This window comes from Sinorhizobium sp. FG01 (assembly GCF_002531875.1).
GTDB lineage: Bacteria > Pseudomonadota > Alphaproteobacteria > Rhizobiales > Rhizobiaceae > Sinorhizobium > Sinorhizobium fredii_C.
Genome location: NZ_NWTB01000007.1, coordinates 309,671 through 325,861, shown reverse-complemented (window position 1 = coordinate 325,861; position 16,191 = coordinate 309,671). Strand labels below are relative to the sequence as shown.

General features: G+C 64.7%; 14 protein-coding genes and 1 pseudogene. 3 read left to right on the top strand and 12 right to left on the bottom strand.

From position 1 onward, the window contains the following. Positions 1–23: 23 nt before the first annotated feature. The 6 genes from atpD to CO656_RS13895 all read right to left on the bottom strand — a co-directional run bounded on the left by atpD (position 24) and on the right by CO656_RS13895 (position 7,532). Positions 24–1,541, bottom strand: a complete 1,518-nt coding sequence (gene atpD / locus CO656_RS13920) for a F0F1 ATP synthase subunit beta (protein WP_097526168.1) — start codon at positions 1,539–1,541, stop codon at positions 24–26. Between the two features lie 24 nt (positions 1,542–1,565). Next, a complete protein-coding gene (locus CO656_RS13915; protein ID WP_097526167.1) occupies positions 1,566–2,447 on the bottom strand; it encodes a F0F1 ATP synthase subunit gamma in 882 nt (293 codons plus the stop codon). A 27-nt stretch (positions 2,448–2,474) separates the two neighbouring features. Further along, complete coding sequence (gene atpA, locus CO656_RS13910) at positions 2,475–4,004, bottom strand: F0F1 ATP synthase subunit alpha (RefSeq protein WP_037417733.1); 1,530 nt, start codon at positions 4,002–4,004, stop codon at positions 2,475–2,477. After that, positions 4,004–4,570 (bottom strand): F0F1 ATP synthase subunit delta, encoded by a 567-nt coding sequence (locus CO656_RS13905; RefSeq protein ID WP_097526166.1) that lies wholly within the window; start codon positions 4,568–4,570, stop codon positions 4,004–4,006. Before CO656_RS13905 ends, atpA begins: the two co-directional genes overlap by 1 nt. Before the next feature lie 251 nt (positions 4,571–4,821). Next, positions 4,822–5,208: a hypothetical protein gene (locus CO656_RS13900; protein ID WP_037418140.1), complete on the bottom strand. Its 387-nt coding sequence runs from the start codon at positions 5,206–5,208 to the stop codon at positions 4,822–4,824. A 119-nt stretch (positions 5,209–5,327) separates the two neighbouring features. Continuing rightward, positions 5,328–7,532 (bottom strand): primosomal protein N', encoded by a 2,205-nt coding sequence (locus tag CO656_RS13895; RefSeq protein WP_037417738.1) that lies wholly within the window; start codon positions 7,530–7,532, stop codon positions 5,328–5,330. Between the two features lie 175 nt (positions 7,533–7,707). On the opposite strand from CO656_RS13895, the gene fsa reads away from it, so the two are divergent. Then, positions 7,708–8,361: a fructose-6-phosphate aldolase gene (gene fsa / locus CO656_RS13890; protein ID WP_037417741.1), complete on the top strand. Its 654-nt coding sequence runs from the start codon at positions 7,708–7,710 to the stop codon at positions 8,359–8,361. Between the two features lie 80 nt (positions 8,362–8,441). Here the strand turns inward: fsa and CO656_RS13885 are convergent. Further along, positions 8,442–9,553 (bottom strand): annotated as a pseudogene (locus CO656_RS13885) (AAA family ATPase). Positions 9,554–9,605: 52 nt separating this feature from the next. Next, entirely contained in the window at positions 9,606–10,517 is a 912-nt protein-coding gene (locus CO656_RS13880) for a GNAT family N-acetyltransferase (RefSeq protein WP_097526165.1), read from the bottom strand. Between the two features lie 143 nt (positions 10,518–10,660). Here CO656_RS13880 and CO656_RS13875 point away from each other — a divergent pair, with 143 nt between their 5' ends. Both CO656_RS13875 and CO656_RS13870 read left to right on the top strand, forming a co-directional pair. Then, entirely contained in the window at positions 10,661–11,593 is a 933-nt protein-coding gene (locus CO656_RS13875; protein WP_097526164.1) for a tyrosine recombinase XerC, read from the top strand. A 227-nt stretch (positions 11,594–11,820) separates the two neighbouring features. Beyond that, complete coding sequence (locus CO656_RS13870; protein ID WP_037417753.1) at positions 11,821–12,900, top strand: TraB/GumN family protein; 1,080 nt, start codon at positions 11,821–11,823, stop codon at positions 12,898–12,900. On the opposite strand, the gene CO656_RS13865 is transcribed toward CO656_RS13870, so the two are convergent. The 4 genes from CO656_RS13865 to CO656_RS13850 form a co-directional block, all read right to left on the bottom strand. Beyond that, complete coding sequence (locus tag CO656_RS13865; protein ID WP_097526163.1) at positions 12,893–13,381, bottom strand: DUF2867 domain-containing protein; 489 nt, start codon at positions 13,379–13,381, stop codon at positions 12,893–12,895. The genes CO656_RS13870 and CO656_RS13865 overlap by 8 nt on opposite strands. Positions 13,382–13,492: 111 nt before the next feature. Then, complete coding sequence (gene lpdA / locus CO656_RS13860; RefSeq protein ID WP_095678016.1) at positions 13,493–14,899, bottom strand: dihydrolipoyl dehydrogenase; 1,407 nt, start codon at positions 14,897–14,899, stop codon at positions 13,493–13,495. Between the two features lie 39 nt (positions 14,900–14,938). Next, positions 14,939–15,691, bottom strand: a complete 753-nt coding sequence (locus CO656_RS13855; protein WP_097526221.1) for an SDR family oxidoreductase — start codon at positions 15,689–15,691, stop codon at positions 14,939–14,941. Then, a complete protein-coding gene (locus CO656_RS13850) occupies positions 15,688–16,191 on the bottom strand; it encodes a hypothetical protein (protein ID WP_097526162.1) in 504 nt (167 codons plus the stop codon). The genes CO656_RS13855 and CO656_RS13850 overlap by 4 nt, the downstream gene beginning before the upstream one ends.

Sequence of the window (16,191 nt, the reverse complement as noted above, 5' to 3'; positions counted from 1 at the left end):
CGCGCCACGGTTTACGATGCCTGTCAGGCGGCTTCGGCAGCCAGCTTCTTGGCCTTCTCGATGGCTTCCTCAATGGAGCCCACCATGTAGAAGGCGGCTTCCGGCAGGTGGTCGTACTCGCCGTTGACGAGACCCTTGAAGCCCTTGATCGTGTCTTCGAGAGCGACCAGCTTGCCCGGCGAACCGGTGAAGACTTCGGCGACGAAGAACGGCTGCGACAGGAAGCGCTCGATCTTGCGGGCGCGGGCAACGGCGAGCTTGTCCTCTTCGGAAAGCTCGTCCATGCCGAGGATGGCGATGATGTCCTGGAGCGCCTTGTAGCGCTGCAGGGTCGACTGGACCTTGCGCGACACTTCGTAGTGTTCTTCGCCGACGATCATCGGGTCGAGCATGCGCGACGTGGAGTCGAGCGGGTCCACGGCCGGGTAGATGCCCTTTTCGGCGATCGAGCGCGACAGAACGGTCGTCGCGTCGAGGTGGGCGAACGAGGTCGCCGGCGCCGGATCGGTCAAGTCGTCGGCCGGAACATAGATCGCCTGCACCGAGGTGATCGAGCCCTTGGTCGTCGTGGTGATGCGCTCCTGCATCGCGCCCATGTCGGTGGCGAGCGTCGGCTGATAGCCCACGGCCGACGGAATACGGCCGAGCAGAGCCGACACTTCCGAGCCTGCCTGGGTGAAGCGGAAGATGTTGTCGACGAAGAACAGAACGTCCTGGCCTTCGTCGCGGAAGTGCTCGGCGATCGTCAGACCGGTGAGCGCGACGCGGGCGCGGGCGCCCGGCGGCTCGTTCATCTGGCCGTAAACCAGCGCAGCCTTCGAGCCTTCGCCACCGCCGTGCTTGTTCACGCCGGATTCGATCATTTCGTGGTAGAGGTCGTTGCCTTCGCGGGTGCGTTCGCCGACGCCTGCAAACACCGAATAGCCGCCGTGTGCCTTGGCGACGTTGTTGATCAGTTCCATGATCAGAACGGTCTTGCCGACGCCTGCACCGCCGAAGAGGCCGATCTTGCCGCCCTTGGCGTAGGGTGCGAGCAGGTCGACGACCTTGATGCCGGTGACCAGGATCTGCGCTTCCGTAGACTGTTCGACATAGGCCGGCGCGTCCTGGTGGATGGCGCGGCGGGCCGAGGTCTCGACCGGGCCGGCTTCGTCGACCGGCTCGCCGATGACGTTCATGATGCGGCCGAGCGTTTCCTTGCCGACCGGAACCGAGATCGGGCCGCCGGTGTCGGTGACCGACTGGCCGCGAACCAGACCTTCGGTCGAGTCCATGGCGATCGTGCGGACGGAGTTTTCGCCGAGATGCTGGGCGACTTCGAGAACCAGGCGGTTGCCCTTGTTGTCGGTTTCCAGCGCGTTCAGGATCTGCGGGAGCTGGCCCTCTTCGAAGGCGACGTCGACGACGGCGCCGATGACCTGCGTCACGCGGCCGACAGCACCCGTAGCCACAACAGCGGCTGTCTTGGGGGTAGCTGCCTTCTTCGGAGCAGCGGGCTTCTTCGCCGCTGCGGTTTCTTTCGGGGTAGCTGCCTTAGCCATAATTCTTACCCTCTTCTCGTAACCTTAGAGCGCTTCCGCGCCCGAGATGATTTCAATGAGTTCCTTGGTGATCTGCGCCTGCCGCTGACGGTTGTAGTTGAGCGTCAGCTTGTTGATCATCTCACCGGCATTGCGCGTCGCATTGTCCATGGCACTCATCTTGGCGCCCATTTCGCCGGCGACGTTCTCGAGCAGGGCCCGGAAGATCTGGACGGAAATGTTGCGCGGAATGAGATCGGTGAGGATGGCGCCAGCGTCCGGTTCGTATTCGTAGATCGCCGATGCACTGTCTGCCTCGGCAGCAACCGGGCCGGCCGAGGCTGGAACGAGCTGCTGGGCGGTCGGAACCTGCGAAATGACGGACTTGAACTCGGAATAGAACAAGGTGCAGACGTCGAACTCGCCCTTTTCGAAGAGTTCGATGACCTTGTGGCCGATCCGGTCGGCATTCTCGAAACCGATCTTCTTGACCTCGCGCAAGTCGACGCGATCGATGATCAGCGACGCGAATTCGCGCCGCAGGATATCGAAACCCTTCTTGCCGACGCAGATGATCTTGACCGTCTTGCCCTGGGCGAGCAGCTTGCGCACGTGATCGCGGGCAAAGCGGGCGATCTGCGAGTTGAAGCCGCCGCAAAGGCCGCGCTCGGCCGTGCAGACGACCAAGAGGTGCGTGTCGTCGCGGCCGGTGCCCGTCATCAACGCCGGCGCGCTGTCGTCCCCGCCGACCGCCTGGGCGATGTTGGCGAGAACGGCAGCCATGCGCTGCGAATAGGGCCGAGCGGCCTCGGCCGCCTCCTGGGCACGCCGAAGCTTCGCCGCGGCGACCATCTTCATCGCCTTGGTGATCTTCTGCGTCGCCTTGACGGAGGCGATCCGGTTCTTCAGATCCTTAAGTGAAGGCATCCGTTGTCCGTCCTAGTTGAAGTCCGCTCAGGCGAAAGACTTGGAGAAGCTGTCGATGGCAGCCTTCAGCTTGGCCTTGGTGTCGTCCGAGATCGCCTTTTCCGTGCGGATGGTATCCAGAACGGCCTTGCCTTCCGAACGCAGGTAGGAAAGCAGCCCGTGCTCGAACTTGCCGACCTGGTTGACCGGCAGCTTGTCGAGGTAGCCGTTGACGCCGGCGAAGATCACCGCGACCTGCTCTTCCGTCTTCAGCGGCGAGAACTGCGGCTGCTTCAGGAGTTCGGTCAGGCGGGCGCCGCGGTTGAGCAGACGCTGCGTAGCGGCATCGAGGTCCGAGCCGAACTGCGCAAAGGCGGCCATTTCGCGGTACTGGGCGAGCTCGCCCTTGATCGAGCCTGCGACCTGCTTCATCGCCTTGATCTGGGCCGAGGAGCCGACGCGCGAAACCGACAGACCGACGTTTACGGCCGGACGGATGCCCTGGTAGAACAGGTCCGTTTCAAGGAAGATCTGGCCGTCGGTAATTGAGATCACGTTGGTCGGGATGAACGCGGACACGTCGTTGCCCTGCGTTTCGATAACCGGAAGAGCGGTCAGCGAGCCAGCGCCCTTTTCGTCGGAGAGCTTTGCGGCGCGCTCCAGCAGGCGGGAATGCAGGTAGAAGACGTCGCCCGGATAGGCTTCGCGGCCCGGCGGGCGGCGCAAGAGCAGCGACATCTGGCGGTAGGCGACGGCCTGCTTGGAAAGGTCGTCATAGCCGATCAGCGCATGCTTGCCGTTGTCGCGGAAGTATTCGCCCATTGCGCAGCCGGCGAACGGTGCGAGGTACTGCATCGGCGCCGGGTCGGAAGCCGTGGCGGCAACGATGATCGAGTACTGCAGGGCGCCGCGCTCTTCGAGCACCTTCACGAACTGCGCAACCGTCGAGCGCTTCTGGCCGATGGCGACGTAGACGCAATAGAGCTTGTCACCTTCAGGACCATTGTCGTGAATGGCCTTCTGGTTGAGGATCGTGTCGAGGATGATCGCGGTCTTGCCGGTCTGGCGGTCGCCGATAACCAGCTCGCGCTGGCCGCGGCCGACCGGGATGAGCGCGTCGATGGCCTTGAGGCCGGTCGACATCGGCTCGTGCACCGACTTGCGCGGAATGATGCCGGGCGCCTTGACGTCGACGCGGGCGCGCTGCTTGGCGTTGATCGGGCCCTTGCCGTCGATCGGGTTGCCGAGCGCATCGACGACGCGGCCGAGCAGTTCCGGACCGACCGGAACGTCGACGATGGCGCCGGTCCGCTTGACGGTGTCGCCTTCCTTGATGTCACGGTCGGAGCCGAAGATAACCACACCGACATTGTCGGCTTCGAGGTTCAGCGCCATGCCACGAATTCCACCCGGGAATTCGACCATCTCGCCTGCCTGGACATTGTCGAGGCCGTAGACGCGGGCAATACCGTCACCGACGGAGAGCACCTGGCCGACTTCGGAGACTTCTGCTTCCTGGCCGAAATTTTTGATCTGATCTTTGAGAATTGCGGAAATTTCCGCGGCGCGGATATCCATCAGCCGACCTCTTTCAGTGCAAGCTTAAGGGTAGAGAGTTTGGTGCGAAGGGAGGTGTCAATCTGGCGGGAACCGACCTTGACGATCAGACCTCCAAGAATAGACGGGTCGACGGTGACGTTGACCGCCACGTCTTTGCCGGTGACGCCCTTGAGCGTCGCCTTCAATTCGTTTTGCTGCGCCTCGGTGAGCGCATGTGCCGACGTGACGTCGGCAGTGATTTCGCCGCGGTGGCGTGCGGCAATCAGGCGGAACGCCCTGATGCTGCCCGGCAGCGCGAACAGGCGGCGGTTGCGCGCCACGACCTTGAGGAAGTTGCCGACCAGACCGGAGAAGCCGAACTGTGCGACGAGCGCCGAAACGGCCTTGAACTGGTCCTCGGCGGAAAAGACCGGGCTTACGATCAGCCGCTTCAGATCGTCGCTGCCATCGATCAGCGCCTGGACGCGATCGAGTTCGGCACCGACCGCCTCGACGGAACCAGCCTCCAGGGCGAGCTCGAAAAGCGAGGACGCATATCTTTCTGCAACACCGGAAATAAGCTGGGATGTGTCGGCCACGGGCACAAGCTTCTCTCAAATTCATCCAAGAGCGTCAGCAGCGGCGAACCGCCGGCGTAACATCTTGAATTTGCTGCAATAATTCGCAGGATATCGAGGCCTTTTCGACCCACTTCCCCCGCAATTCGCGGTTCGTCTAGCATAGGACGTTTGGACTCGCAACACGCCAACGGCACGAATGCGGCATAACACCGCCCCCTTCGACGGAATTTTGCCGTAAATTGCTGGAGCCCGGATTTGCGCCTGTCCCGAGTTCGTCAGATGAACCCGAAAACATAGGCGAGCGGCAGGATGGCGAGCGCCGCCTGGACGACAAGTGCGGCCCAGTTGAAAAGCGTCGCGCCGTTGTCGCTCATCATCGACAATATGCGGCCGAACGCTGCGAGCGCAAAGGCCGAGCCAACGGCGAGATAGACCATCGGCTGGGCGAGCAGGATGGCGCCGAGGCCGAGACCGACATGCATGCCGCCCATGGTGGAGCGCACCTCCGCCAATCCGCCGCGCCGGCCCTCGGCGATGCCGATGCCGGCGGCACGAAAGGCGAGACGCGGAGCAAAGAGCATGACGAGGCCGATCAGCATCGCCGCCCCCGCCGCGCAAAAGGCCAGGAATTCCCCGGTTTCCGTCGGAATATAGAACTCCATCTCCATCCCCGCGGCAGATCATCACAGCCTCCGCCGAGAAGCGATTCTCGGCAGTGCCACTTTGGTCTAGCGCATGTTCGCGGCGATGGGAATCGGCTGCATGGCAGGTCTGGCTGCAATCACAGAAAACTCTGCGGATCGACGTCGAGCTGGACGCTGATCGAGCCGCGCTCCTTCGGTCCGCCGGCAATCATCGCCTTCAGGAAGGATTGCATGTCGCTGTTGCGCCTTCCGTGGACGAGCAGCCGGAACCGATGGCGGCCGCGGATGAGAGCGAGCGGCGCCTCCGCCGGCCCGAGGATGGAGATGCCATCGACGCGCGGCGCGGCGTTGCGCAGGCCCCGCGCATGCCCCTCGGCATCGCTGCGCGTTTCCGCCGAGACGATGATCGAGGCGAGCCGGCCGAAGGGCGGCAGCGCCGCGCGCTCGCGCTCATGGATCTCGCGGTCGTAGAAGGCGTCCGAATCGCCCGAGACGATCGCCTGCATCACCGGGTGCTGCGGCTGATAGGTCTGCAGGAGCCCGAGGCTCTTCAGGCCGGTACGCCCGGCGCGGCCCGTCACCTGCGACAGCAATTGAAAGGTCCGCTCGGCCGCGCGCGGATCGCCATTGGCAAGGCCGAGATCGGCATCGACGATGCCGACCAGCGTCATCATCGGGAAATTGTGCCCCTTCGCGACGAGCTGCGTGCCGATGACGATATCCGCCTCGCCGCGGGCAATCGCCTCGAGCTCCAGCCTCAGCCGCTTCACGCCCATCAGGTCGGAGGAGAGCACGATGGTGCGGGCATCGGGGAAATGCCGCTCGACCTCCTCGGCGATGCGCTCCACCCCCGGGCCGCAGGCGACCAGGTGGTCGAGCGTGCCGCATTCCGGGCAAGCCTCGGGCGTCCGCTCCGAATAGCCGCAATGGTGGCACTGGATCTGGCCGCGGAAGCGGTGCTCGACCAGCCAACTCGAGCAGTCCGGGCACTGGAAGCGGTGGCCGCAGACACGGCAGAGGGTCAGCGGCGCATAGCCGCGGCGGTTCAGGAACAGGAGCGCCTGCTCGCCGCGGCCGATCGCCTTACCGATCTGGTTGACGAGTACAGGCGAGAGGAAGCCGCCGCGTTCGGGCGGATGACGACGCATGTCGACGACCCCAAGATGCGGCAGCGCCGCATCGCCGAAACGGGTCGGCAGGTGGATCGGCCGGTAGCGTCCGACCTCGCCATTGACCCGGCTCTCGACGGAGGGGGTCGCGGAAACCAGCACCACCGGAAAGCCGCTGATCCGCCCGCGCACCACCGCCATGTCGCGGGCATTGTAGAACACCCGGTCCTCCTGCTTGTAGGCCGGGTCGTGCTCCTCGTCGACGATGATCAGACCGAGATCCTCGAAGGGCAGGAACAGCGCCGAGCGGGCGCCTGCGACGACGCGCACCTGGCCGGTCGTGACCTGCCGCCACACCTTCTCCCGCATGCGGGGGGCGAGGTCGGAATGCCATTCCGCCGGCTTGGCGCCGAAACGCTCCTGGAAACGCTCCAGGAAGCTTGCGGTGAGCGCGATTTCCGGCAGCAGGATCAGCACCTGCTTGCCGGCCCTCAGCGTCGCGGCGACCGCCTCGAAATAGACCTCGGTCTTGCCGGAGCCGGTGACGCCGTCGATCAGCGACACCGAGAACTTTCTTTCCTCGACGGCCGTGAGCAGATCGGCAGCGGCTTGCCTCTGCGGTCCCTCGAGCCGCGGCGCGGCGAAATCCGGATCGGGCGCGGCGACCACCGGCGGCGGCGGCATGAACACCGTTTCGAAGACGCCCTGCGCAGCAAGACCGTCGATCACACCGGAAGAGACGCCGGCCGCGTGGGCAAGTCCCGAGCGGGTCCAGGAGAAGCCGTCGGTCGCCGTCGCAAGGACGCGCTCGCGAGCGGCGGTCATCCGTTCGGGCCGCCGCTCGGTCAGGCGCAAGGCCTCGACCATCGGCTCGGGATCGAAGGCGGTCGGCACCCGCAGCGCCATGCGGGCGACAAGCCCGGGAGGCGTGACCGTATAGGTCGCCACCCAGTCGAGAAAGCTGCGCATGTCGCGCGTCAGAGGCGGGCAGTCGAAGACCTTCTCGATCTCCTTGAGCTTCTTCGGATCGACCGAACCATCGTCCGTACCGTCCCAGACGACACCGACGACCAGCCGCGGTCCGAGCGGCACCTGCACGATCGAGCCCGGCTCGACCGCCATGCCCTCCGGCACCGCGTAGGAATAGGCCCTCGGCGCCGGCATCGGCACCAGGACGGGCACCACGCGGCGGTCGAAAAGAGCGCGGAATAAATCGGTTGAATCAAGCGTCATTTTGCCGTGACCTTGCCACCGCTTTCAGTTAAAGAAAACTGCACAGCGAACCGCCTCCCTGCAGGAGCAGGGTTTGTCACGGTTCCACCCGAGTTTCAACGCGCGCGATTTCCGCCGTGGTTTTCCCCGTAAGCGGAAAGGCGCCCGAACGGCTGAATGCCAAAGGAACGGTCCCATGAAATTTTTCGTTGATACCGCCGACGTAAAGGAAATCCGGGAACTGAACGATCTCGGCCTGCTGGACGGCGTGACCACCAACCCGTCGCTGATCCTGAAATCCGGGCGCGACATCGTCGAGGTCACCAAGGAAATCTGCTCGATCGTCGAGGGCCCGGTTTCGGCCGAAGTGACGGCCACCGAATATAGCGACATGATGAAGGAAGCGGGCGCTCTCGCGAAGATCGCCGACAATATCTGCATCAAGCTGCCGCTGACGCTCGACGGCCTGAAGGCCTGCAAGGCACTGACTTCGGACGGTCATCACACCAACGTCACCCTCTGCTTCTCGGCCAACCAGGCGCTGCTCGCCGCCAAGGCCGGCGCCACCTTCGTCTCGCCGTTCATCGGCCGCCTCGACGACATCGCGTTCGACGGCATGGACCTGATTCGCGAGATCCGCCACATCTTCGACAATTACGGCTACGAGACGGAAATCCTCGCCGCCTCGATCCGCACGGTCAACCACGTCAAGGAAGCCGCCCTGATCGGCGCCGACGTCGTCACCGCCCCGCCGGCGACGCTGAAGGCGCTGGTCAAGCATCCGCTGACAGACAAGGGCCTGGAAATGTTCCTCGCCGACTGGGCCAAGACCGGCCAGAGGATCGCCTGATCCTTCGATCCCGATAGGACGAATACGAGGCCTCGCAGCGATGCGGGGCCTCCGTGCTTTCGGCCTCCCAGGATTGCCCCTCATTCCTCTTCGTCATCATCCATCAGGCCGGTGAGCCGCATGCCGTCGATCCAGGTGGCGCTGTCCTTGCGGATCACGCGGCGCGGCCGAGCGCCACAGCGCTCCTGAACCGCCTCGGCCAGCCTTTCGGAATGGGTGACGATCCAGATCTGGCTGTCGCGCGCAGCGCTGGCGATCATCTCGGCGAGCGCCGGCAGCATGTCCGGATGGAGGCTCGTCTCCGGCTCGTTGAGCGCGATCAGCGGCGGCCGGCGATAGGATAACAGCGCCGCCGCCAGCGCCAGGAAGCGTATCTGCCCATCAGAGAGCTCGCGCGCCGAGAAGGGGCGATACGGGAACTCCGGAAAGACAAGCGAGAACTCGGCGAACTGGCCCGGATCGGGGACGTCGAGGAAGGCTCCGCCGAACGCATCGGCGACGGCGCGGTCGAGGTCGACCGTCTCCTGTCGAATATGCCGGAGCGTGGCGAAAACGCCAGCCATGTTGGCACCGTCCTCGTCAAGCATCGGCGCGGTCACGGCCAGGCACGGCGATCGCAACGGCGAATCGCGATCGGTGCGAAAGCCGTGAAAGAAGCGCCATTGATCGACCGCCCGTCGGAACGTGCCGATCTCCGGGTAATGGCCGGCGTCGCCGAGAAGGGCGATCGCCGTCTCCGACTGCAACGACGCTCGCCGCGCACGAAGATGCCGGGACCGGAGCGCTTCATCATCATCGCCGGGCGGCTGCCGGTCTCGACGCTGAGCTCTTCCTCCTTGACCTGCGGCTCGAAGGCAAAACCGGCCGCCGCGCTCGGCGGCCTCAGCCCTGCCTCGACCCTGTAGCGAAAGGTAATCGCCCGCTCCTCATCCAGAAGCTCCGTATCGAAGCGGATCCGCACCGGCCTGCCGGCCCGGCGCGGCCCGCTCCAGAGCGCCGAGGACATGCCGCCCTCCTTGGCGATCTCGTAGGCGAGCTTGCCGCGAACCGCCGATTGGACGAGCTGGAGTGCGCGGTAGAGATTGGACTTGCCGACGCCGTTCTCGCCGATGAACAGGTTGACACCGGTCAGATCCATGCGGATCGACCGAAGCGAGCGATAGTTCTCGGCAAACATCGAGCGCAGCAGCATGGGCGTTTATTTAACCCGCCTCGCGCCTCAGCAAAACCGCCAAACTTCGGCCCTATCGCCACGCGCTGCGGTTGAACATCGCGTCCCTGTCCCTGGCGAGGTCAAAAACCGTGTGGCGTTCGAGCGCGCGGGTGACCTCTGCCGGATCGCCGTCGAGCGCCTCCGGAGGGATAAGATTGCCGACACGAAAATCGAAAATGTCGCCCTTCTTGTTCAGGAGCTCATGGAAGACCGTCATGTCGCGCAGTTCCGTCGACCATTTGGCGAACCAGTAGAACAGGCCGGAATTGCGCGCGCTCATATGCACCGGCAGGATCGGCAGGTCGTATTTCCGGGCGAAGCCGACGGCGGAACTTTTCCAGGGGCGTTCGTTGAGGCGCCCCTCGGCCCAGTAAGCGATGCGGCCGGAGGGAAAGAGCACCGTCGCCTTCCCCTCTTCGATGGCCCGGTTGGTGACCTGCAGCGTCTCGCGCGCCTTGAGCTTGGACTTGTACTCTTCGCGCCACTCCACCGGAATGACCATCTCGACGAAACGCGGGTTGACGCGAATGGCGTCGCGATTGGCGAAGAACATCATGTCCGGGCGGCGGCTCTTCAGGAGATCGAAAACGGCGATGCCGTCGGCGATGCCCGTCGGATGGTTGCTGACGAGGAGGAACCCGCCTTTTGCTGGAATCCGCTCGGCCTTGTCGACGCGGATGTCGAGCGCGAGCAAGGAACTGAGGTGCTCGAAAGCCTGAAAGCCCGGCATGTTGGCGACGGCATTGGCGAACTCGATCGCCTTGCGGTAGTTGAGCAATGTGTAGAGAAAGGGCCGCATCACTGGCCACAACGGATGGCGAACGATCTTCTGGCCGCGCTCGGCGATCAGCGTGTCGACGATGTGGCCGGGGCGCCCCTGCGAGACCAGCGCAACTGCCTCTGCAAAATGCGCCAGCGCGCTCGCCGAATCACGTCTCGCCATGGTCCCATCCGCTGTTGCTGCCCGAACATCGCAATTCAATATGATCCAAGAATGACAAATTCCAAGAGAACGTTAGCAAAAACATAAGGGCCCGGGGGCATGCTCTGCACCGGGAATTAGCAGAGTTTGATCGCAGGACCGAAATGAACGAACTTCTCGTGATCGGCCATCCGGAGGTGATGGCGGAGCGTCGGCGCTGGCTCGCAAGCCTTGCCGAAGAACGCCGCCTGTCCGACAAGACCATCGAAGCCTATGAGCGCGACACACGGCAGTTCCTGACCTTCCTGACCGGACATCTCGCCGGGCCGCCGCGGCTCGCAGACATCCGGACGCTCAGGCCGGCCGATCTGCGCGGCTTTCTCGCGCAGCGCCGCAAGGCCGGAGCCGGAGCGCGCACGCTGGGCCGCGGCCTCGCCGGGCTGCGGTCATTCCTGCGCTACCTCGAGAAAAACGGTCTTGCCAACGCCGCCGGCGCCGGCGCCGTGCGCTCGCCGAAACAGCCGAAGTCGCTGCCGAAGCCTTTGACCGATCGGGATGCCGTGAAAGTCGTGACGGCGGAGGCGCAGCTCGCCGAGGAACCGTGGATCGCCGCCCGCAACGCTGCGGTTCTGACGCTCCTCTACGGCTGCGGCCTGCGCATCTCGGAAGCGCTGGACCTGACGCCGGACGATTTTTCCGGCGCTCTATCGCTGCGCATCACCGGCAAGGGCGGCAAGACCCGGATCGTCCCACTGATCGCCGCGGCGATGGAGGCGGTCGCGACCTATCGGAAACTCTGCCCCTATCACATCGGCCCCGAAGAGCCGCTCTTTCGCGGCGCCCGGGGGGCCAGGCTGCAGCCGGCGATCATCCAGCGCGAGATGCAGAAGCTGCGCTCGGCCCTCGGCCTGCCCGATTCGGCGACGCCGCATGCGCTGCGCCATTCCTTCGCGACTCATCTGCTCGCCGGCGGCGGCGATCTGCGCACCATCCAGGAACTGCTCGGCCATGCTAGCCTGTCGACCACGCAGGTCTATACCGGCGTCGATTCCGCACGGCTGCTGGAAATCTACGATCGCGCCCATCCGCGCGCCTAGCGCTTCGGCCCGAAAATCGGACCCGATTCTCGGAAAGTACGATGCGCTCAAAGACTTACAGTGTCCTTTGTGCGTCCTGGAGGACGCACGGCACTATAGCCAAAAATTGCGATCGCTTTCTCCTCAGCCTAGGATTCGACGCGCTCGCCGATTAACCATGCGCTTTAAGGAACCCGTGACCGAGGCGGCGTAGGGTTTGAAGCACATCCCCGGGGGACCCGATACTCATGACGACGCTCACAGAACCGGTTCGCACTTTGGCCGCCAAGGCGAGCGATGCCCTGCTGTGGCTGATCGCGCTTCTGCATGTGCTGATGGCCGCAAGCCTCCTCGTCGCCCTGCTCTCCATCTCGGAAGCCGAAGCCGCGGAACATGCCGACTGCGGCGGCAGCAACATCCTTGCCGGTCTCGAACAATCCGATCCGGCCCGCCTCGCCGCGATACGCCGCGAGGCCGATGCGGTGCCGAACGGCAAGGGCCTGCTGTGGAAGATCGAAGGACAAGGACTGGCGCCGTCCTTCCTGCTCGGCACCATGCACGTCACCGATCCGCGTGTGCTCGCCATGCCCGCCGGCGGCGCCGAAGCCTATGCCGCGGCGCAAACCGTCGTCGTCGAATCCGACGAGATCATCGACGAGAAAAAGGCGAGCGCCGCCATCCTGATGCATCCCGACCTCACCATGTTTGCCGGCAACAGGACGATCAACGATTTCCTGGAGCCGAAGGACCGGGCACTTCTCGAAAACGGCCTCAAGGCGCGCGGCATTCCCCTGCCCCTCGTCGCCAAGATGAAGCCCTGGATGATCGCCAGCTTCGTCGCCCTGCCGGCCTGCGAATTCACCCGCAAGGCCGCCGGCGCGTCCTTCCTCGACAAGAAGCTCGCCGAGGATGCCGTGAGCCAGGGCAAGAGCCTGAAGGGACTGGAAAGCCTGGTTGAGCAGCTCGCCGCGATGGACTCGCTTCCCGTCGAGTGGCATCTGCGGGCGCTGATCGAAACGCTCGCGCTCGGCAAGACGATCGACGACGTATTGACGACGATGACCGACCTCTACCTTGCCGGCGACACCGGCATGATCCTGCCGATGATGCGCTCGGTGGCCGAAAAACTCTCGCCCGGCGATCTCGGCTATGCCGACTTCGAGCAGCGGATCATCATCGACCGCAACAGGGTCATGGCGGTGCGCGCCAAGCCTATCCTGAAAGGCGGCAACGTCTTCATGGCCGTCGGCGCGCTGCATCTGCCCGGCAAGGAAGGGCTGGTCGAGCTCCTGCGCCGGCAGGGCTTCACCGTCACGCCGGTCAATTGAGGATCGATTGCGCCGGTTCGTTCAGCTGCGCGAGCAATGCCGGAACGATCGCCTTGTGAAAGGGCGTGACGGCGGCGAGATAAAAGTAACCGAACAGGTTCCTGCGGCGCACCAGCGTCGTGATGCCGATCACTTGGCTGTCGGCCGGACCGTCGCGCACCTCCACGGCGATGCGGAAATCCAGATGCCGGTCATCGAGGCCGAGGACGATTTCGCGATCGCTGCCGGTGGGGATCGGGAAGGCGCCGATCAGGCTGGCATCTGCGAAAGGGGCGCCGGCCTTGAGACCAAGCGGCGCAACGATGCGGTTGCGCAGCGCCAGAAGTTTGCGAACCCAGTGCGGCGCACTGCCGAGCGCCCGCCTTGCCGCTTCGTGTGCGGTGATGCGTTCCCCGAGATGGAGAAGCTCATAGCAGTCCGCCCAGTCGGCGCCGGGCAGGCAGACATTGGGCAAGCGGGCGGCAACGCTGCGTGGTTTCATGAACACGTCCTTTCCGGCTAACCGGTGAGGGATTCATGATTGCTTCGGACGGCGTCCGAAGGGAGGGGGCCGCTTGTCGCAGCCCCGGGCCAATTGTCACAGAGGTGCCGATCACATGTGGATCGGCTTGAAGAAGGTCGAAAGCGCCGCTTCCTTCACCGCCTCCGACATGGTCGGATGGGCATGGCAGATGCGGCCGAGGTCCTCGGACGAGCCGCCGAATTCCATCAGCACGGCGATTTCGTGGATCATCTCGCCGGCGCCGAAGCCGATGATATGGCCGCCGAGGACGCGGTCCGTCTCCTTGTCCGCGAGGATCTTCACGAAACCGTCCGTCTGAAGCATGGCGCGGGCGCGGCCATTGGCGGTGAAGGGGAACTTGCCGACCTTGTAGGCGACGCCGGCGGCCTTCAGTTCCTCCTCGGTCTTGCCGACGGAGGCGACCTCCGGCTGGGTGTAGACGACGCCCGGAATGACGTCGTAGTTCACGTGACCCGCCTGACCGGCGATGATCTCCGCCACGGCGACGCCTTCGTCCTCCGCCTTGTGGGCGAGCATCGGCCCGCGCACCACGTCGCCGATGGCGTAGACGCCGGCGATGCTCGTCTGGAAGTGATTGTCGATTTCCACCCGGCCGCGCGAGTCGAGGACGACGCCCGCCTTGGCGAGACCCATGTTCTCGGTGCAGGGCTTGCGGCCGGTCGCGACCAGCACCACCTCCGCGTCGAGCGTCGTCGCCTCGCCGCCCTTGACCGGTTCGAAGGTCACCTTCGCGCCGTTTTCCGACTTCACCACGCCGGTCACCTTGGCGCCGAGCTTGATGTCGAGACCCTGCTTCGCCAGCATCCGCTGGAGCTGCTTGGCGACCTCGCCGTCCATGCCGCCGAGGATCGTATCGAGGAACTCGACAACGGTCACCTTGGCGCCGAGGCGCGCCCAGACCGAACCGAGCTCGAGACCGATGACGCCGCCGCCGACGACGATCATGCTCGTCGGCACCTTCTCCAGTTCGAGAGCGCCGGTCGAGGAGATGATCACCTTCTCGTCGAAAGCGACATCGACGCCGGGAATGCCGGCAACGTCCGAACCGGTGGCGATGACGATGTTCTTGGCTTCGAGGACCTGCTCCTCGCCCTTGTCGTTGGTGACGGACACCTTGCCCTGGCCGAGTACCTTCCCGGTGCCCTGGAAGCCGTCGATCTTGTTCTTCTTGAAGAGGAAGGAGACGCCGTCGACATTCGCCTTAACGGTCGCGTCCTTGTGGGCGAGCATCTTCTGCAGATTGAGCTTCGGGCTTGCGACCTCGACGCCGAGCGCATCGAGGCCATGCGCGGCGTGGTGGAACATCTCGGAAGCATGCAGCAGCGCCTTGGAAGGAATGCAGCCGACATTGAGGCAGGTGCCGCCATAGGTGCTGCGCTTCTCGACCACGGCCACCTTCATGCCCAGTTGCGCCGCCTTGATGGCGCAGACATAGCCGCCGGGACCGCTACCGATAACGATGAGATCATAAGCCATTTGATAATCCTTCTGGGAGGGTCGTCGTTGAAAGGACGGTCATCGCCCGCCGCTGACATTGAGAATGGCTCCGGTCACATAAGTCGCCTTATCCGACAGGAGATAGAGAATCGCGTCGGCCACCTCGCCGGCCGTGCCGGAACGCTGCATCGGGATCGACGGCGCCATGTCGCGGGCGCGATCGGGCAGGCCGCCGGACGCATGGATATCCGTATCGATGATGCCGGGGCGGACCGCGTTCACGCGAACACCCTCGGACGCCACTTCGCGCGCGAGGCCGATAGTGAAGCTGTCGACCGCGCCTTTCGCGGCGGCATAGTCGACATATTGACCCGGCGCGCCCAGCACGGCCGCGGCGGAGGAAAGGTTGACGATCGCGCCGCCCTTGCCGCTATGACGCGTCGACATCCGGAGCACGGCCTCCGCCGCGCAGCGAATGGTGCCGGTCACATTGACACGGAACATCCGCTCCAGCCGTTCGGGCGAGACCTCGTCGATCCGCTGCGGCGGGCCGATGATGCCGGCATTGTTGACGAGCCCGTCGAGCCGGCCGAAGGCCGCGTCGACCGCCGCAAAGATCGCCTTTATGCCGTCCTCGGAACCGACATCGCCGTGGACGGCGACCGCCGAGCCGCCGGCAGCGGCAATTTTTGCCACGACATTCTCGGCGGCCAGCCGGTTTGAGGCATAGTTGACGGCCACCCGCCAGCCTTCAGACGCCGCGGCGAGGCAGACGGCGGCGCCGATGCCGCGGCTGCCGCCGGTGACGAGAAGGACGCGGCCGCCACTCACGCGGCGCATCCCTTGAAGTCGAAGATATCGGAACTGTCCGACGAGGCCTTGCCTTCGCCCCAGGCGCTCGATTGGCGCAGCGACGGGCCGAAATTCGGAAGCAGTATCTGCCGCGCCGCCGGCGCGTCTTCGGCTTGAAGCAATCCGATCGAGCCGGCGCTGTCGACGGCATAGATCGGACCCTGCCAGACGGTGCAGGCCGCAAGGTCGGCGCCGGTCACGTCCCCGGTAGGGCAATTGTTCATGACGATGCCGTTCGGGCGTTCCGGCTCGCCCGAGGGCAAGACGACGCCGTCGAGCGTCAGCCCGGTGCCCTCGACGCGGATCTTGAAGTGATTGCTGGTGACCGCTGCTTCCGATCCGACCGGCTCGAAACGCAGTTCATAGCCACCGGCCGGGTCGGCGTAGATCGCCCGGGCCTGCTTGCAATCCGCGGCAAGCACAGGAAGGGCGGCCAGCGCCAGCGCGACGAAAGCGAAGATGGCTGGCCCGTCGGGCAT